The organism is Shewanella zhuhaiensis, assembly GCF_022484835.1.
GTDB classification, from domain to species: Bacteria; Pseudomonadota; Gammaproteobacteria; order Enterobacterales; family Shewanellaceae; genus Shewanella; species Shewanella khirikhana.
On the sequence record NZ_JAKUDL010000001.1, the window covers coordinates 608,796 to 626,744 of the forward strand.

At 55.0% G+C, this 17,949-nt stretch carries 19 protein-coding genes; 14 read left to right on the top strand and 5 right to left on the bottom strand.

Translation table 11 applies throughout. From position 1 onward, the window contains the following. Nucleotides 1-18 precede the first annotated feature (18 nt). The 3 genes from MJ923_RS02590 (at nucleotide 19) to MJ923_RS02600 (ending at nucleotide 2,844) form a co-directional block, all read left to right on the top strand. Complete coding sequence (locus MJ923_RS02590; protein WP_420854415.1) at nucleotides 19-1,746, top strand: flotillin family protein; 1,728 nt, start codon at nucleotides 19-21, stop codon at nucleotides 1,744-1,746. A 172-nt stretch (nucleotides 1,747-1,918) separates the two neighbouring features. Beyond that, the gene (locus MJ923_RS02595; protein ID WP_240589791.1) at nucleotides 1,919-2,479 is read left to right on the top strand and encodes a DJ-1/PfpI family protein; all 561 of its coding nucleotides are present in this window, start codon (nucleotides 1,919-1,921) and stop codon (nucleotides 2,477-2,479) included. A gap of 47 nt (nucleotides 2,480-2,526) precedes the next feature. Further along, a complete protein-coding gene (locus MJ923_RS02600) occupies nucleotides 2,527-2,844 on the top strand; it encodes a ribbon-helix-helix domain-containing protein (protein ID WP_240589792.1) in 318 nt (105 codons plus the stop codon). 90 nt (nucleotides 2,845-2,934) lie between these two features. Here MJ923_RS02600 and MJ923_RS02605 read toward each other — a convergent pair whose 3' ends face one another. The 4 genes from MJ923_RS02605 to MJ923_RS02620 form a co-directional block, all read right to left on the bottom strand. Beyond that, nucleotides 2,935-3,657, bottom strand: a complete 723-nt coding sequence (locus MJ923_RS02605) for a transporter substrate-binding domain-containing protein (RefSeq protein ID WP_240590235.1) — start codon at nucleotides 3,655-3,657, stop codon at nucleotides 2,935-2,937. A 79-nt stretch (nucleotides 3,658-3,736) separates the two neighbouring features. Further along, nucleotides 3,737-4,372: a DUF2913 family protein gene (locus tag MJ923_RS02610; RefSeq protein WP_240589793.1), complete on the bottom strand. Its 636-nt coding sequence runs from the start codon at nucleotides 4,370-4,372 to the stop codon at nucleotides 3,737-3,739. A gap of 94 nt (nucleotides 4,373-4,466) precedes the next feature. Further along, entirely contained in the window at nucleotides 4,467-5,060 is a 594-nt protein-coding gene (locus tag MJ923_RS02615; protein ID WP_240590236.1) for a peroxiredoxin-like family protein, read from the bottom strand. 240 nt (nucleotides 5,061-5,300) lie between these two features. Then, the gene (locus MJ923_RS02620) at nucleotides 5,301-6,599 is read right to left on the bottom strand and encodes a DEAD/DEAH box helicase (RefSeq protein WP_240589794.1); all 1,299 of its coding nucleotides are present in this window, start codon (nucleotides 6,597-6,599) and stop codon (nucleotides 5,301-5,303) included. Nucleotides 6,600-6,870: 271 nt separating this feature from the next. Here MJ923_RS02620 and MJ923_RS02625 point away from each other — a divergent pair, with 271 nt between their 5' ends. The 11 genes from MJ923_RS02625 (at nucleotide 6,871) to MJ923_RS02675 (ending at nucleotide 16,868) form a co-directional block, all read left to right on the top strand. Further along, nucleotides 6,871-8,100 carry an EAL domain-containing response regulator gene (locus tag MJ923_RS02625; protein WP_126165948.1) on the top strand — a complete coding sequence of 410 codons (1,230 nt, stop codon included), beginning with the start codon at nucleotides 6,871-6,873 and terminating at the stop codon, nucleotides 8,098-8,100. Nucleotides 8,101-8,251: 151 nt separating this feature from the next. After that, nucleotides 8,252-9,205, top strand: coding sequence for a YbgA family protein (locus tag MJ923_RS02630; RefSeq protein WP_240589795.1), 954 nt, complete (start codon nucleotides 8,252-8,254; stop codon nucleotides 9,203-9,205). Between the two features lie 27 nt (nucleotides 9,206-9,232). Further along, nucleotides 9,233-10,663, top strand: a complete 1,431-nt coding sequence (gene phrB / locus MJ923_RS02635; protein WP_240589796.1) for a deoxyribodipyrimidine photo-lyase — start codon at nucleotides 9,233-9,235, stop codon at nucleotides 10,661-10,663. A 3-nt stretch (nucleotides 10,664-10,666) separates the two neighbouring features. Further along, on the top strand, nucleotides 10,667-11,167 hold the full coding sequence (locus tag MJ923_RS02640) for a nuclear transport factor 2 family protein (protein ID WP_240589797.1): 501 nt from the start codon (nucleotides 10,667-10,669) through the stop codon (nucleotides 11,165-11,167). Then, nucleotides 11,167-11,928: an SDR family NAD(P)-dependent oxidoreductase gene (locus MJ923_RS02645; protein ID WP_240590237.1), complete on the top strand. Its 762-nt coding sequence runs from the start codon at nucleotides 11,167-11,169 to the stop codon at nucleotides 11,926-11,928. Before MJ923_RS02640 ends, MJ923_RS02645 begins: the two co-directional genes overlap by 1 nt. A 66-nt stretch (nucleotides 11,929-11,994) precedes the next feature. Then, nucleotides 11,995-13,257 carry an NAD(P)/FAD-dependent oxidoreductase gene (locus tag MJ923_RS02650; RefSeq protein WP_240589798.1) on the top strand — a complete coding sequence of 421 codons (1,263 nt, stop codon included), beginning with the start codon at nucleotides 11,995-11,997 and terminating at the stop codon, nucleotides 13,255-13,257. Continuing rightward, complete coding sequence (locus tag MJ923_RS02655; RefSeq protein ID WP_240589799.1) at nucleotides 13,254-14,045, top strand: DUF1365 domain-containing protein; 792 nt, start codon at nucleotides 13,254-13,256, stop codon at nucleotides 14,043-14,045. The genes MJ923_RS02650 and MJ923_RS02655 overlap by 4 nt, the downstream gene beginning before the upstream one ends. A gap of 2 nt (nucleotides 14,046-14,047) precedes the next feature. Beyond that, the gene (locus tag MJ923_RS02660) at nucleotides 14,048-15,277 is read left to right on the top strand and encodes an SAM-dependent methyltransferase (RefSeq protein ID WP_240589800.1); all 1,230 of its coding nucleotides are present in this window, start codon (nucleotides 14,048-14,050) and stop codon (nucleotides 15,275-15,277) included. Nucleotides 15,278-15,295: 18 nt separating this feature from the next. Beyond that, nucleotides 15,296-15,805 carry a DUF2878 domain-containing protein gene (locus MJ923_RS02665; RefSeq protein ID WP_240589801.1) on the top strand — a complete coding sequence of 170 codons (510 nt, stop codon included), beginning with the start codon at nucleotides 15,296-15,298 and terminating at the stop codon, nucleotides 15,803-15,805. Then, the gene (locus MJ923_RS02670; protein ID WP_240589802.1) at nucleotides 15,796-16,359 is read left to right on the top strand and encodes a chalcone isomerase family protein; all 564 of its coding nucleotides are present in this window, start codon (nucleotides 15,796-15,798) and stop codon (nucleotides 16,357-16,359) included. Before MJ923_RS02665 ends, MJ923_RS02670 begins: the two co-directional genes overlap by 10 nt. Beyond that, nucleotides 16,347-16,868, top strand: coding sequence for a DUF3833 domain-containing protein (locus tag MJ923_RS02675; protein ID WP_240589803.1), 522 nt, complete (start codon nucleotides 16,347-16,349; stop codon nucleotides 16,866-16,868). Before MJ923_RS02670 ends, MJ923_RS02675 begins: the two co-directional genes overlap by 13 nt. A 197-nt stretch (nucleotides 16,869-17,065) precedes the next feature. Here MJ923_RS02675 and MJ923_RS02680 read toward each other — a convergent pair whose 3' ends face one another. Further along, nucleotides 17,066-17,794, bottom strand: coding sequence for a DUF4097 family beta strand repeat-containing protein (locus MJ923_RS02680; RefSeq protein ID WP_240589804.1), 729 nt, complete (start codon nucleotides 17,792-17,794; stop codon nucleotides 17,066-17,068). Between the last annotated feature and the right edge of the window lie 155 nt (nucleotides 17,795-17,949).

Sequence of the window (17,949 nt, forward strand, 5' to 3'; positions counted from 1 at the left end):
GCCGACAGTGGCACCTTCATGTTCGTGATGGCCGGTGTGGCCGTGCTCGGCCTGCTGGTCATCGGGCTGATTTTTGCCAAGCTCTATCGCCGCGCCACCAAAGAAACCGCCTTCGTTCGAACCGGTTTTGGTGGTGAGAAGGTGGTCAAGGACGGTGGCGCCATAGTGCTGCCGGTACTGCATGAAACCATCCACGTGAATATGAATACCCTGCGCATTGAAGTGGAAAAGACCCAGAAAGATGCGCTTATCACCAAAGACCGCATGCGGGTGGACGTGAAAGCGGACTTCTACCTGCGGGTGGCGCCCCATGCCGAGGGCATTTCCATGGCGGCGCAAACCCTGGGTACCCGTACTACCCGGGTGGAAGAGCTGAAAAAGCTGATGGAATCCAAGTTTGTTGACGTGCTGCGTGCAGTTGCCGCCGAAATGACCATGACCGAGATGCACGAGCAGCGCGCTGACTTTGTGCAGCGGGTGCAAAACAACGTGGCCAACGACCTTGAGAAAAACGGTTTGGAGCTGGAGTCGGTGTCCCTGACCGGCTTTGACCAGACTGAGCTTGATTTCTTCAATGAAAATAACGCGTTCGACGCTGAAGGTCGTGCGCGTCTGGCCAAAATCATCGAAGAAAAGCGCAAGGAAACCAACGATATTCAGCAGGAAAACCGCATCAAAATCGAGATGAGAAACCTCGAGGCGGAAAAAGAGTCCCTGGAAATCAAAAAGTCGGAAGAAGAGGCCAAGCTGGTGCAGCAGCAGGCGCTGGAATTTAAGCGCGCTGAGCAAAAGGCGGAAATTATCAAGCAGCGGGAGCAGAAGGCCCGTGAAGAGCGCGAAGCTGAAATCGCCAAAGAGCGTGCGGTAGAAGCGGCCGAGATTGAAAAGACCCGCGAAATCGAAACCCGCGAAATTGAAAAGCGCAAAACCATCGAGCAGGCTCGCATTCAGCAGCAGCGCGACATCGAAGTCTCCGAGCAGGAAAAACAAATCGCGGTAGCCGCCAAGTCGGAAGAAGAGTCCGCCGCCCGTGCCCGCGCCGCCGAAGCTGAAAAGCTGAAAGTGGAAAAAGAAGAAGCGGTTATTACCGTGCGTCAGGTAGCCGAGGCCAACCGTCGCAAAGAAATCGAAGTGATTGACGCCCGTAAAGAAGCTGAGCGTGAGGCCGTGGGCGTTACCGTTCAGGCCGAAGCGGAAAAGCGTGCTGCAGAAGACCGCTCGTCTGCCATCCTCACCGAAGCCCGTGCCAATGCCGATGCCAAGAAGCTCAAGGCTGAGGCCGATGAGAAGGTGTATGCGGTGGAAGCAGCCGGTAAGCAGGCCCTGTACGAAGCCGAAAACGTGCTGCGCGACGAACAGATTGAGCTGCAAAAGTCGCTTGCGATTCTGCGCGCCCTGCCGGAAATTGTGGCCAATGCGGTTAAGCCTCTGGAAAACATTGAAGGCATTAAGATTTTGCAGGGTTATGGTGCAAATGGTGCCACTTTGGCTAACGGCGAAGGCGCTGCCAATGGCGGCATTGCCGAGCAGGTGACTCAGGCGGCACTGAATTACCGTGCCAATGCGCCAGTGGTGGATGCCATGCTGCGTGAGCTCGGGCTGGTGGACAAAGACAAAGGCGGCCTGAACGATTTGCTCACCGGCAACAATGTCCTGACCACCCAGGCAATGCAGGTGGTGGAGCAGGCCAAGGTGCACCTCAATGGCCACCAGTCAGAGGTGAAGCTCGACGAGCCGCGTGACTAACCCCCCTGGATTAAACCCAAAACAAAAAGCGCCTGCGGGCGCTTTTTTTATGATGGTTTGCCTTTGGGCCTTGGCTTAATTGCCGCCGTAGTAGTGGGCTGTTACCCGCCTGCAGGTGGCTTGCGTATCTTGGGTGGGGAACCCAGTCCAATTGAAGCTTCGGGAGTTAACTATGGCCAGAGTACTGATTATTGCCGGTGATTTTGTGGAAGATTATGAGCTGATGGTGCCGTTTCAGGCGCTGCAGGCCATGGGGCATGAGGTGATTGCCGTGTGTCCCGATAAACTCGCGGGCGAGACCATTAAAACCGCCATCCACGACTTTGAAGGCGACCAGACCTACACCGAGAAGCCCGGCCATAACTTTACCCTCAATGGCAGTTTTGCCGCTATCAAGGGTGAAGATTTTGATGCCCTGCTGATCCCCGGTGGCCGCGCACCGGAATATTTGCGTTTAAACAGCGCCGTGGTTGAGCTGGTACGTCATTTCGACAAGGCTGCCAAACCGCTGGCAGCCATTTGCCATGGTGCGCAGCTGCTGTGTACTGCCAACGTGATCCGGGGCAAAAAGGTATCGGCGTATCCTGCCTGCGGTCCGGAGGTCAGCTTCGCTGGCGGTGAGTATTGCGATATAGCAGTTACGGATGCCATTACCGATGGCCATTTGGTGACGGCGCCCGCGTGGCCGGCTCACCCCGAGTGGCTGAAACAGTTCAACGCACTGCTGAAATAAGCTCCCGGCCTGTGCTAACGTGGCTACAGGCTTAAGGGAGATAAGTGATGTGTGAAATTTATTCCGGCGCGGAGCCTGAACTGTTTGAGCTCAGGACCCGCTCAATCCGTATCGATGGGGTGGTAACCAGCATCCGGCTGGAAGCTGTTTTCTGGCAGTTGATTGAAGAGATTGCCGAGGATGCGGACATCAGTGTGGCCGTGTTCCTGACCCGCATTTACCGCGAAGTAATCGCCCGGGAAGGCAAGGTGAATAATTTTGCCTCACTGCTGCGGGTGGCCTGTACCACCTGGCTCAATCAGGGCAAGCGCCTGGTGCTGAGGCAGTCGCAGCCGGATTACAGCGAACTTGAACTCCATGACTGAAAAGCCCGGCATTGACGCCGGGCTTTTTGCTCAATAGCCATCCTGTTTATTCGTCCCGGAATGCAGTCGTATTGGGTAAACGACATCATCTCAGTTGCTGCTGTGCTCGCTGGTCTCCAAAGTATGGGTGTACTTGTCTATCAGCCCATCTATGGTGCCGTCAGCCTTCAATGCGGCAATGGCGCTGTTAATGGCGGGCAGTAATTCGGCGCGCTCCTTTCTTAAGCGAAACACCAGGTCGCCGGTTGAATGCTCTGCGGCCAGGGCAATCGGCAGCCCTAACTTGGCTGACCAATAGAGTGCGGTGTAATCGCCACTGATGGCAGCCTGGATCCGCCCCCTGTGCAAGGCCTTAATCAGCTCCTGCTCCGACTTGAAATCCGCCCGGATAAAGTCGCCATCATCATGGTACAGATACCCCATTACGGTACCGATTTCTTTGTCTTTGATATTGGCAATGTCCATCCATCGGCTCTGGTGTTTGGGCAGGGTGATAATGCGCTCTGTGATGGTCATTATTGGGTCTGATTTTACAAACAGTGGCCCAAAATCCCCATGTTCGAACCAGCTGGGGCTGACAATATCGAAATCCAGCGTGCCCTTATCCAGCGCCTGGTTGGTGCGGTTGGGTGGCAGGGGAATGTTTTGCCCCTGAATGTGGGCATGGGCCAACAGCTTGGGCAATAACTCGGAGATAAGCCCCGGGCTCTCGGGGTTATTGGGAATGTAATAAGGGTACCAGCTGCTTGAGCCGGAGACGCTGTATTTCAAAATGGGATGAACAGGACTATTTGCAAACGCGAACACCGGCATCAGCAGAATGCAGAGTAACAAAATGCGATTCATCCACAAGGCTCCTGTCAGAAGTACTGTATCCGACTCTACGCCTTTGTTAATGATTTGTCAGCAGTGCCAGTGATGGAAGCTCGTTGTCCGGATACAGCCGGTATGCCTTGTGATGTTTAATCAAAGAGGCTTTTTTATCGCCTAATGTCAGCATCAACCCATGTTCAAACGCGAGCCTGGCCAGCACCTGTTCGTTACAGCGAACATACAGGCTGATAGGCTTGATAAGCTCGCCGTCGCGGATGTTGGCCTGATATTCGTCGGCGCAGACAATCATGGATGCCTGACCATCGGCATCGAGTTTAAGTTTGGTTTTAATCGGGGTGTCGCTGTAAACGATAAAGTCCTGCTCACGGGCGGCATCCAGCATAGATGCAAGCGCACTGCCAAGGGCGGTTGGCGATTGCATCAGCGCTGTGTACTGACTGCGAATGCGCTCCAGGAGTGAGGTAAGGTTGGCATCGGCGCCCAGGCTTCGTCCCTGGCGTACCCACTGGGTGAGATCGTCGGCGATGCATTTGGCGTAGCGTTTGTCTTTCAGGGCCTGAGCCATCCAACTGCACAGAAAATGGCTTTGCTGGGCGGCGGTGGCGTGGCTGCTACCGGCGCTGGAGGCGGCGAGGGCATCCAGGGCATCGCTGGCCATACTAAGCAGGGTTTGGTTATAACCGGGAGTCGACATAGGCGTATCCAAATTGAAAAGGCGGCCTATTTTAGGAACAGCGACTCCCGGCTGTAAAGCGGCTATTGCACTTAGCCGCGCCGGCGGAGCGGGGTTACTGAATCGTCAGCTCTGCGGCGGTTAAAATGAGCTTGGGCGCAGGGCGTACGCGGAAGTTGGGATTCACGTACTGAAAGTGGATAAGGCCTTCTTTATCGGCGATATACACCGCAGGAACCGGCAGCACCAAACGCTCATCCCCCTCGGGGGTTTTGAACAGTGGGTTTTCAAGCTTCATACGGCTCAAATAGGTTTGGGTGGTTTTCTCGCTGGTGAAAAACGCCAGACCAAAGGCCTTGGCCGCTTCCATGTTGGCATCCGACAACAGCAGGTAGTCGAGCTTGCGCTCACCCGCTGAGGCGGCAAGTTTCTCCGGGCTGTCGGGGCTTATTCCCACTAGTTGATAGCCAAGTTCAATCAGCTTGGGCTCGATTTCTTTCAGCTGTCCGAGCTGATTATTACAAAATGGGCACCAACCGCCGCGATAGAAAAAGAATACCGTGGGTTTGCTCTCGGTGAGGGCTCTGAGGCTGACGGTCTTGCCCTTGCTGTCGCTGAGGCGAACGTCGGGAATGGTTTCACCGTTGAGCAGCGGCGAGACGGACACTTCATCGCTGGCGATAGGATTGGCTGAGGCAGGCATCAGCATACCGAGTGATAACACACCTGCAAGCAGGCTGGAGTTGAGATTGGCTAAAGAGCCAAGGCGGCTTGCCAGACGGCGAAGCGGTTGGGTTAAGGTGCGCATGTAAAAATCCCCTGGGCATGGTTTGTGTTTGCCCAAAAGACCGGCGCTGGCTGGCAAGAGTTTCAGCAGACGGGAAAAAAGCATCCGCGGAAAATAAAAAAGCGGCCCAAGGCCGCTTTTTTATTATAATTTATCAGGCAGTTACTTAATTTTCTTGTCGCTGCCTTTTGAGCCTACCTTCACCTTCACGCGGCGACCGGCCATGCTCTTTTCGGCGGCCACCTGAGCGATGGCATCGCTCTCAACCCGGGTCTTTTTGGCAAAGCTGCGACGCTTTTGCAGTTGCTTGAGCAGCAAGTCGCGGTTTGATACTTCGTAGCCCGGCATTACGATGCGCTTGAGGCGCTGACCGATAAGCTTTTCAATATCGGCCAGGGTGCGCTCTTCTTCGCGGCTGACAAAGCTGATGGCAACACCACTCTTTCCTGCGCGGCCGGTACGGCCCACTCGGTGCACGTAGTCTTCCGGCAGGAAGGGCAGGTCGTAGTTCACCACGTATTCAAGGTCGGGAATATCCAGACCACGGGCGGCTACTTCGGTGGATACCAATACCCGCAGTTTGCCTTCTTTAAAGTCTTTCAGCGCCCGGCGACGGGTGCCCTGGGTCTTTTCGCTGTGGATCACCGCGGCAGGAATGCCGTCCAGATTCAGCTCTTCTGTGAGCTTTTCACAGTCTTCGCGGGTGGCAGAAAACACCAGTACCCGTTGCCAGTTTTTGCGGCCAATGAGTTCAGACAGCAGCTCGCGCTTGCGGCGCTGCTCGACCGGATAAACCACCTGGCTCACAGTAATAGCAGCCGTATTGTGGCGATCGGCGGTCAGCACGCTGTGCTTTTTCATGATCTCATCGGCCAGCTTGCGCACGCCGCCAGAGAAGGTGGCTGAGAACATCAGCGTCTGACGCTCTTTATTAGCGGCCTGAATAAGCTTTTGAATATCGGCGATAAAGCCCATGTCGAGCATACGGTCGGCTTCATCCAGAACCAGATATTCAATGCTTGCCAGTGACAAATTACCCGCCAGCAGATGCTCAAGCAAACGACCCGGTGTGGCCACTATGATGTCCGCTCCCTTACGCAGTTTTTGCGCCTGGGTATCGGTTTTGCCGCCACCGAACACTGTCACAATCGACAGTTCCAGATAATGGGCATAGGCCTGGATATTTTTGGCGATTTGCTCGGTCAGTTCGCGGGTTGGAGCGAGGATCAACGCCCGAGCTTTGGTGGCTTCCAGCGGCTTGGGGTTCTCAAACAGCTTTTGCAGAATAGGGAGGGCAAAGGCTGCGGTTTTGCCGGTGCCGGTTTGGGCAGAAGCAAGCACATCCTGGCCACGGCGTACCGGTGGAATAGCGAGTCGCTGAACCGGAGTCATGGTCTCGTAGCCGCATTCGGCAACGGCCTTCAGAATTTCGGGTGCAAAACTGTAAGATTCGAATTTCATGGTCTTTCCTGGGCGTAAACAGACGATTAACAAGGCGTTTTACGTAAATCCCAGCCTTGGTCGGAATATGCCTTTTCACAAAGGGGCGCGAATTATAGCAGATTTTTTGTTCCCGGCTCGCCCTTTTATCAAGCCTGAGCGTTTGACTTGCCGGGGGGCTGAACTAGGCTTTGCTGTATAAGGTACAGCGTACCTGTTCGTGAGTTCGGGTTTCATGGAAGAAACTGTCCATTCCTGTGGCCCGAGAACAAACCTACAGCGGAGCCGCAGCATGTCGTTAAACGTTCTTATCATTGATGATTCCCTCAGTTGTTGCCAACTGCTTGCCAGCTATTTCAACGCACTTAATGTAGATCAGGTGGATTACTGTCACGACGGTGCCCAGGCGCTGGCCAGGTTGTCGGCTCATCGCGATATGTATCAAATTCTGGTTGTTGACCTGCATATGCCCTGTATGGATGGCATAGAACTGCTGGGGAGGCTGGCACGCCAGGGGTTTCGTGGCGGCGTGATTATCGCTTCCGGCATGGAGAGCCGCATTATCGAGGCGGCGTCTCAGGTGGTGATAGGCTCAAGGCTCAGGTTGCTCGGGGCACTGATGAAGCCTGTGTGTCGCACCCAGTTGCAAATCTGCATCGAACGGCTGCTGATGATGTCTCCTGAACTCGCCAGTCCGAAGCGGCCGATGGAGCTGAGTTCTCTTCGCCAGTCGATTATGCACCGTAAGGTGGTGCCCTATTATCAGCCCCAGGTTGAAATCAGCAGTGGGCGCATTCAGGGCTTTGAGGTGCTGTGCCGGCTTCAACAGGGGGAGCAGCTTAAATTGATGACCCCGGACACCTTTATTGAACTGGCTGAGCAAAACAATTTGCTTAATGCGGTGTCGGAGCAGCTGATCTCCGCCGCGTTAAAAGAGTGGGGCGAAATTGGCCGCCATCCAGATTGCAGCTCAGCCCATATGTCCATCAACCTGACGCCGCGGCAGTTGGGGCAGAGCTACTGGCCAACCAGGCTGCTTAGTTACTGTAACAAGTGGGATATGGACATGAACCGGGTAACTGTTGAAATAACTGAAAATCAGGCACTTGATAAACAATCCCAACACTCGAGTATTTCCCGCTTGCGGCTGCATAATTTTGGTGTAGCCATAGATGACTTCGGTACCGGCTACACCAATTTGTCGCAGCTGTGCCGCTTGCCAATCAGCGAACTCAAGCTGGATATCAGTTTGGTCAGGGGGATCCATATGGATCCGCTGGCGCAGACCATTCTTAAGTCACTGCTCGATATCGGCAATCAGCTGGGGGTCAGTGTGGTTGCTGAAGGGGTGGAAGATCCAAAAGATTTCGCCTTCCTGGAAGGGATCCCCAATCTTATCGTACAGGGCTATCTTGTGTGCCGCCCCAAACCTTTTGGCGAGCTGATGCGCTGGCTCAATGTGCGCCACAAGGTTGATAGCAGCAACAAGGTGGTTCCCCTGCCAAGCGGGCTGACCCATTAGGCCAGCCCTGCTTTTTCAGACTGGTTTCAGCCGCCAAACGGTGCTTTCCAGACACTATTCCCGCAGGGCGTACCGCGGATGAAAAGCTTTCCCTTCAGTGATCTTTTTTTCCTGCGCTGCGTATTACAACAAAAATGCCGGGAGAGACATCATGAACGCATTCAATCCAGACAAAATTCAGATTGGGATCAGCGCCTGTTTATTAGGTCAACAGGTGCGTTTTGATGGCGGCCATAAAAATTCCGCCTACTGTCAGCAAGAGCTGAAGCAACATTTTGAGTTCGTGCCTGTTTGCCCCGAAATGGCCATTGGCCTGGGCGCGCCGCGCAAGAGTATCCGTCAGGTACGGATTGGCACCGAAATCCGGGTTCGCAGTGGTGATGGCACTCTGGATGTCACCGACGCTTTAACCGAATTCAGTGAAAAAAAGAGCGCTGAGCTTGGCGTTTTGGGCGGCTTTTTGTTTTGCAGCAAATCGCCTTCCTGCGGCATGGAGCGGGTAACAGTGTACAAAGCAGATGGCACCGGCGGCTCGAAAGAAGGCACAGGGGTATTTGCCCGCGCGCTGATGAACCGCTTCCCCCACTTGCCGGTAGAAGAAGAAGGTCGACTGCATGACATGGTCATTCGCGAGAATTTCTTCACCCGGGTTTACGCCTTCCATGACTGGCACTGCATGCGCTTAAAGGGGCTAAGTCGCAAGGCGCTGACCGACTTCCATGCCCGCTACAAATATCTGCTGCTGTCACACAGCCCGGCGATTTATCGCACCCTCGGCCCTTTGCTGGCGGGAGAGGGGGAGCTTGATGCCGTGGCTGATGCTTATTTCGATGGCTTTATGATGGCGCTGGAGCATAAGGCGAGCCGCCGCAACCACACCAGCGCGCTGCAGCATATTCAGGGATACTTCAAAAAATTCCTCTCAGGCAGCCAAAAGGCCGAGCTGACCGAAGCGATACTAGCCTACCGTCAGGGACTGCAACCGCTGTTGGTGCCCATTACTCTTATCCGTCATTACCTGCGGGAACACCCCAACGACTACATAGCAGCTCAGGTGTACTTGAATCCGCACCCGGATTCCCTGCGTTTGCGATATGCTTACTGACAAGATACTGAAAAACGGAAAAAAAGAATGAATACACTTGTCTGGTTCAGACAGGATTTGCGCACCCTGGATAACCAGGCGCTGACCTTGGCGTGTGAGGAAGCCAAGGCTCGTGGCGGCAAGGTTTATGCGCTCTTTATTGCCAGCCCTGGTCAGTGGCAACAACATGATATGGGGCAGCGTCAGCAGCGTTTTTTGCTGGCAAACCTTAACGCGCTTGGCGAGGCGCTTGCCAGACTGGGTATTGAGCTGTCCTTGCTGAAGGTGGATTTCTTTAATCAAACCGCGGCGGCGCTGAAGGCATTCTGTAAGGCCAATGGCATTTCCACTATTTTTGCCGGGGCACAAATCGAGATTGATGAGCGTCGGCGTGACCAGGCCTTGCTGGACAAAGGTTTTGTGCTGCAACTGACCGACGAGCATTGCATGCTGCCGCCAGGCAGCGTAGTCACCCAGGGGCAGCGTGGTGAAGGCGGTGCCATGTATCGGGTGTTTACGCCCTTTGCCCGCCGCTGGCGTGACATCGCCGCTTCCCGCCCATTGTGGCCCACCCCGGCTCCCGAGGCTGTTGCCGAGCCGGTAGCGTTTTCCCCTTTTGCGTTTTGGGGCAACCATGCTGTCGCTGACCCGGCGCTCGATAGCTGGCCCGCAGGCGAGGAAGCCGCCCTTGAAAAACTGTCCCGTTTTCGTGAGCTTGCCATGGCCCGCTATGGTGAGCAGCGTGATTTTCCTGCCATCGATGGAACCAGCAGCCTGTCGCCTTATCTGGCGCTTGGGGTAATTTCGCCGCGTCAGTGCCTGGCCGCGCTGCTGCAAGACTTTCCAGATGTGTTTGTAAACGAATCCTCGCCAGGTCGCACCTGGCTCAATGAGCTGGTGTGGCGCGAGTTCTACCGTCATTTGCTGGTGGCCTTTCCTGAGCTCTGCATGGCGAAGAATTTCAATACGCTTGGCGATGGCATTCGCTGGCGAAATGATGAAACTGAGTTTGAGGCATGGAAAAATGGCCGCACCGGTTACCCGCTGGTAGATGCTGCCATGCGGCAACTTAATCAAACCGGCTGGATGCACAATCGCCTGCGGATGGTGGTAGCCAGCTTCCTTACCAAGCATTTGCTTATCGATTGGCGCTGGGGTGAACGCTACTTCCGCGAGCAGCTTATCGATGGCTGCCTTGCTGCAAACAATGGCGGTTGGCAGTGGGCTGCCGGCACAGGTTGTGATGCCCAGCCCTACTTTCGCATCTTTAACCCTATGAGTCAGTCGGAAAAATTTGATCCCGACGCTCGCTTTATCCGTAAGTACTTACCAGAAATTGCGCAGTGGCCCACCAAGTCGCTGCATCAGGCAAGTGGCCCTGGTCTGTTTGATACCAGTGGTTACCCGGCGCCGATCGTTGAGCATGCCAGTGCCCGCAAACGGGCGCTGGAGGTGATGGCAGTGATGAAGAAGGGCTAGGGAATGAATGCAGGTGTGCACAATCCAGGTGATAGCAGTGCGTTTGAGCAGCGTCAGCAGACGAGCGACATGAGTCTGCCCGTGTCGGCGCCAATCGAAAAGCTTATCAGCCTTTATCAAAAGCTCGGTGCCAACAACCTCGAATTGCTTGATGAGGTGTACGGCGCTGGGGTGGTTTTTTGTGACCCTATGCACCGCGTCGAAGGGCTCGCTGCGCTGAAAGCCTACTTTGCCAATCTGTATCAAAACCTTGGCAGTATCGACTTTGAGTTTCATCGGGTGATGGATGATGGCAGGCACGCCATGCTGGTGTGGACCATGACGTTCACCCACCCCAGGCTCGCCGCTGGCAAGCCTATCAGTGTGGAAGGGGTAAGCCAGATTGACTACTGCGACAAGGTGGACTTCCACCGCGACTATTTTGATGTGGGCGCCATGCTGTACGAACATATTCCCGGGCTTGGCGCCTTGGTGCGGCTGGTTAAACGCAGGGCGGGCAAGTGATGACAACACTTTGTGGTCGGGTACTGATTACTGGCGCAAGCTCTGGTATAGGGCGGGCATTGGCGCTTGAATACCTTAAATCCGGCTGGCAGGTCATTGCCTGCGGTCGTGACAAGGCCCGTCTGGACGCCATGCTGAGCGCACATCCGCGCTATGCCAGCCAGCTGTCCTGTCTAACTTTTAATGTCTGTGACAGGCTTGCCTGCCTTGAGGCCGCTTCGGCGCTCGATGGCGAGCTTGATCTGGTCATTCTCAATGCCGGTGGCTGCGAGTATATCGATAACCCCAGGGCCTTCGACGGCAAGCTCTTCGCAAGGGTTATAGAAACCAATCTAATTTCAGTCGGTTTCTGTCTGGAAGCCTTTTTACCGCTATTGGCTGCCAAAGGTAGGGTTGCACTGATGGGCTCGAGTGCGGCGCTGTTGCCACTGCCCCGGGCCGAAGCCTACGGCGCCTCCAAGGCTGCACTGGCGTATCTGGCCAGTACCTTGCGGCTGCATCTGGCACGAACTGGTGTGGGCGTGTCCCTGATTGAGCCTGGGTTTGTGCGCACGCCGCTCACCGATAAAAACGATTTCCCGATGCCGGGGCGGATTGAGGTTGAAGACGCGGCGCGCCGTATCGTCAGCGCGCTCTCAAACGGGAAAGACCGGATCCAGTTTCCGCGCAGACTGCTGTGGCCGATGCGGCTGCTTGCTTTGTTGCCAGATGCGCTCTGGGGGCTGATTGCCAAAGGCAGTGTCAGCCGCCAGTCGGCCTGAAATAAGCCTTGGCGTGATATCCGATGTGGCCCATTTGGGCGTTAGTATTCAACACTGGAACATAAGATGAAAAGAATTGCCGTTATCGGCTCGGGAATATCCGGCCTCACCACTGCCCATTTGCTTTCAGGCCAGTATGAGGTGAGTCTATTCGAAGCCAATGATTACCTCGGTGGACACACGGCCACCGTGGATGTGAGCGTCGATGGCAAAGATTACGCGATAGATACCGGCTTTATCGTCTTTAACGACCGCACTTATCCCAACTTTTTGAAGCTTCTGTCGCGGCTTGCTGTGAATCCTATGCCCACTGAAATGAGCTTTTCGGTGCAAAACCTGGACAGCGGCCTTGAATATAACGGCCATACTCTGGCAACTCTGTTTGCCCAGAAGCGTAATCTGCTTAATCCCCGTTTTTGGGGCTTCCTGAGCGAAATCATCAAGTTCAATAAGCTTGGTAAGGCCTGTATTGAATCCGGTCAATTCCCCTGCAACACCCTGGGTGAGTTTCTGACACAAGAGCAGTTTTCCGAATTTTTCGCCCGCCACTACATATTGCCCATGGGCGCGGCTATCTGGTCATCGAGCCTGGATGATATGGCGGCGTTCGAGCTCAAGTTCTTCCTGCGTTTCTTCCACCATCATGGCCTGCTGAATGTCAGCGACCGCCCTAAATGGTACGTACTTCAGGGCGGCTCACGCAGCTATATTCCGGCGCTGGTGGCGCCCTTTGCCGAGCGCATACATCTCTCAACCCCTATCACGGCGGTAAAACGCCACGAAGATGGGGTAGCGATTGAGATAAATGGTCAGGACTGGCTCGATTTCGATGAGCTGGTTTTGGCCTGTCACAGCGATCAGGCGCTCAGGTTGCTCACCGATGCCACCGAGACTGAGCGCGACGTGCTCGGGGCCTTGCCGTACAGGCGTAACGAGGTGGTGCTGCACACCGATACCCGGCTGTTGCCAACGCGCAGGGCAGCATGGGCCAGTTGGAACTATCGCCTCGATGAAGACAATCAGCGTCCAGCGGCCGTGACGTACCATATGAATACCCTGCAGCGGCTGCCTGCCGGTTCGCCGGACTTTATGGTCACCTTGAACCAGACTGACGTCATCGCCAAAGACAAAATTCTGCGCCAGTTCAACTATGCCCACCCGGTGTTTTCCTCGGCCGCCATGGCCGCACAGGCGCGCAGAGCGGATATCTGCGGCAAGCATCACACCCATTTCGCCGGCGCCTATTGGTATAACGGCTTCCATGAAGATGGTGTAAGAAGCGCATTGGATGTGTGCCAGCGTTTTGGTGTCAGCCTGGAGAGCGCATGAACAGTGGCATCTTTTTTGGCCATGTGAGTCATCAGCGGCTGGGGGAAGTGCGCCACAGCTTCAGTTACCCCATGGCTATGTTGGTGATGGATTTGGACGAGCTGCCACGGCTGGCAAACCTGAGTGGCGTATTTGGTCTGTCGTGGTTTCGGCCGCTGCGATTTCGCGCTGAAGACTACCTGATTGCGAATGGCCCTGCTGAGTCAGCTCGCAAACATACCGGCCCGGAGCAAGCGGTGCTGGCGCTAAAACAAAGGGTGCTCGCCAAAGCCCGTGATCTTGGTGCCCAAGGCGAGCTTAATCGAGTCGTGTTTGCCGGTCAGGTGCGTCATTTCGGCTTTTATTTCAGCCCTGTGAACTTCTTTTTTGTTTGTGATGGCAATAAGCAGCGCTACCTGCTGGCGGAAGTGAGCAATACCCCCTGGAATGAGCGTCATTGCTATCTGGTTGATATCAATGAAGCCCATGACAAGGGCCAGGCGCTGAACGACAAGGTGTTTCATGTTTCGCCCTTTATGACCCTGGATATGCGCTATCGCTGGCAGGTCGAGGTCAATAACGAACGCTTTCACCTTCAAATAGATAACGAACGTGAAGGTGGCGAGCGACTGTTTCGCGCTGGTTTGCAGCTGCGCGGTCAGGCTTTTGATAAGGCCGGCCTAAAATGCTTTTTTAAACGTTTTCCAATGCTTACAGCTTACATCCTGTATGGCATTTATCGGCAGGCCCTGAGCCTGTTTCGAAAAGGTGTGACTTTTGTGGCCCACCCCGGGCCGGTGGAGAAATAACCATGGACAATACCGCAGTTGCCAATAAGAGCACTTCATCGACTCTGGAATCTATGGCTCAGCGTATTCTGCTGACCGCACTTAAAGGCTTGTCTTACGGTGGCCTTCGATTGATTTGTGATGGCGAAACCCTGGTGTTTGGCAGCCATGAGGGGCCTCAGGCGGTGATCCATGTGAAGTCGCCAAGGTTTTTTCGCGAAGTGCTGCTGTCAGGCTCAGTCGGGGCGGGTGAATCCTTTATCGACGGCCACTGGGATAGCCCGGATTTGACCGAGGTTGTGCGTCTCTTTGCCGCCAACCTGCCCTTGCTGGACCGGCTGGAGAAGCGCTTTGCCTTCCTCTCAGGAGTCACCAACCGTATCAGCCATCTGCTCAGCCGTAACAGTATTGAAGGCTCAAAGCGCAATGTTCTGGCGCACTACGATTTGGGCAATGCTTTGTACGAGTGCTTCCTCGATAAGTCGATGTTGTACTCGTCTGCCATCTACCCCGACGTCAACGCGACTTTGGAAGCGGCGCAGCAGCACAAGCTTGCCACCATCTGTGAGCGCCTGAAGCTCAAGCCAGGCATGGAGCTTTTGGAAATTGGTACCGGCTGGGGCGCGCTGGCTATTTACGCGGCCAGCCATTACGGGGTGAAGGTGACCACCACCACCATCTCGGATGCGCAGCACGACTATGCCCAAGCGCGAATTCGTGCGGCCGGGCTCGAAGGTCAAATCACATTGCTGAAAAAAGACTATCGGTTGCTGGAGGGCAAATACGACCGTCTGGTTTCCATCGAGATGATTGAAGCTGTGGGACACGAATACCTGCCGGGGTTCTTCAGCAAACTTGAAAGCCTGCTCAAAGACAACGGTTTGATGTTGCTTCAGGCGATTACCATCGCAGACCAGAGGTACGAGAGCTACCGAAAAGGCTGTGATTTTATTCAAAAATACATCTTCCCTGGGGGCTGCTTGCCCTCAGTCAGCCGGATGGCAACCCTGCTGGCACAGCGGACCGACATGGTGATGCTGAGCCTGGATGATATTGGTGAGGATTACGCCCGCACCCTCAAGCACTGGCACGAGAACGTTGACCGTGAGTTGCCGCAAATTCGCAGCCTGGGCTACGATGAACGCTTCATCCGCTTGTGGAAATTCTACCTGAGTTACTGCGAAGGCGGCTTCTGGGAGCGCACCACCAGTTCGGTGCATCTGGTGGCGGCAAGACCTGGCTGGCGCCCTTAAAAATCAAAGGAGCCCCCTATGACCCGGCAATGGTTTTTGCTTGTCAGTGCAGCCATTTACACCGCCGCATGGTGGCTTGCTGTGCTGTGGCGCGGTGAGGGACTGATTTGGCTGTGTTTATTAGTTTTGGTGCATTTTGCCCTGAGCCCAACACGGCTTAAGGACTTCCAGTTGCTGCCTCTGGCGCTGATTGGCATGACCATGGACACCCTGCTGATGTACTCAGGCCTGTTCCAATTCAGCGCCATGCCGGTGTGGCTGATGTTGCTGTGGCTGCACTTCCTGCTGGCGATGGGGCATTGTCTTGCCTGGCTTGGCAATCAGCCGCTGTGGGTGCAGGCCTTTGCCGGTGTAGTGGGAGGTGCGGGCAGCTACATAGCCGGAGCCGAGCTTGGCGCCGTGGTCCTGCCCCTTGGCAACCTGCTCACCTTTTTGCTATTGGCGCCCCTCTGGGCTGCTGTAATCCCCGGCTTCTTTTGGCTGCAGCAGCGGCTGCCAGGCAATGGAGACTACGCATCATGGCGATAACCTCGGCCGTCAAGGCCATCAGATCCCCTTCAAGGCCCAAGCTGCTGATAGCGCTGATGATGATAACGCTCAGCGCCTTTGCGGCAGCTGACAGCGCTTCAGGTCCCCTCGATGGCATGAGCCGGGTGGGCAAAGGCAAGATGAACTGGCTGTGGCTTGAGCTCTACCATGCCAGTCTCTATACCCAGGATGGTCGCTATCAGATTGGTCGCTATCCGCAGGCGCTTGAAATTCAATACTCGCGGGACATCAAAGCCAAAGATCTGCTCGATGCTACCGGCAGTGAGTGGCAAAAACAGGGGGTGGATGAGGCTCAGGTCCAGTCCTATCTGGCGAAGCTTGCGCCTTTGTGGGTGGATGTGCAGCGCGGCGATACCCTGCTGCTGGTGGCGAACGATGAAACTCAGGGCGAGTTTTTCTTTAACGGCCAATCCCTTGGCAGCGTGAACGACAGCGGCTTGATGCAGGCCTTTTTGGGGATTTGGCTTAGAGATGACACCAGCGAGCCCAGTCTCAGGGCACAGCTTTTGGGAGAGACCTCATGCGACTGCTAGCATTACTGCTGTGTGCAACCCTGCTTTTGGGCTGCGAGAGCGCCGACATCGACGATTACCGCGGCGTAAATAGCGAGCTGAAGCTGGATAGATTTTTCGTGGGAGACCTCGATGCCCATGGCATGGTGCAAGACATCAGTGGCAAGGTCACCCGCCGCTTTGTGGTCACCATGCAGGGGCGACTCGACGGCAATCGCATCATCCTCGAAGAAGACTTTGTGTTTGATGATGGCGAAAAGCAGCGCCGGGTATGGCAGCTCGAACCACAGGGCGGTGGTCGCTGGCTTGGTCGTGCCGATGATATTTTAGGTGTCGCCGAGGGGCAACTGGAAGGCTTTGCCCTGCGCTGGCGCTACGATATGCGGCTTAAGGTGGATGGCAGCGAGGTTGAGGTAGCTTTTGACGACTGGCTCTATCTGATTGATGAAAACACCCTGCTTAACAAGAGTGATATCAATAAGTTTGGCATCACCGTAGGTCAGGTGACCCTGGTTATTCGCAAGCGTTAAGGACCTGGCGCATTCTTTTTGCGCCTGTTACTGCGATTGATTGCCCTTCAGGGTGTTGGAAACAACATCATGGCATCAGTAGATGCAGTCGAGAGCTGCGCCTTGTCTGAGGCAAAGCAAGCAGCGAAAGGGTGGGCCGAAACGGCCAAGGCAAGCCCTGGACCGCTTCAGCGCCGGGAAGGTGGGTTCAGTGAGGGTTAGGGAAGGGTGACACCTTCGCGAATGTTCTTGCTGGTGACCTGGCCTGAGCCAGTTGAATGCAGCAGCAGACGGCCTGCGTCATTCACCTCGATGTCGCCGGAACCATCGGTGATTTCAACCTGTTCCTTCACCTGGCTTACTTCAATATCGCCAGAGCCATCTTTGATACTGACATTGCCCTGAATATCAGATACCTGCATATCGCCGCTGCCGTCGGTTATTTTCACATCCCCCTGAGTCTGGCTAAGCCAAATACCGCCGGAGCCATCGTTGATGGTGACTTTGTTACCGCCCTGGATCCTCAGGTCGCCCGAGCCATCGGTGAGCTTGATATCGCCGTCAAGGCCGCTGATTTCAATATCGCCGGAGCCATCGGTGAGTGACAGATTAAAGCTGGCAGGCACTTTTACTGTGAGGTCGACGTAGGGCGACTTGCCAAACTTAGAGACCGAATCAGGGAACTTCGCCACCAAATAGGCGGTATCGCCACGCTTTTCCAGAGTCAGCTCCGGGGCCTTGTCGCTGGGGTTGTAAACCATGGCCACAACTTCAATGCTGCTTGAGTCTGCCGAGGTTTCCAGGACAAATTTACCGGCGCCGGTGCTGGCATTCAGGGTCGAAAGCCCGGATGTTGGCAGCGTGAGTTCACGGCGCTCTTCATCGGCAGTTGCCAGAGCTGAAGACATGGCCAGCGAGAGGGCGATAACGGAGAGGCTGAGTTTCATGGTGAAGTCCTTGTTCTTAATCTGTTGTCACTGTGTGGGATATTGGTTAGCACAGGCTGTGCCAAGTTTTATGCGCATGATTTTAAAGGGTAATTTATTTTGGTGGTTGGCAGCACTCAATAGCGGACACTAAAATCTGGCCGATTTCACCATTT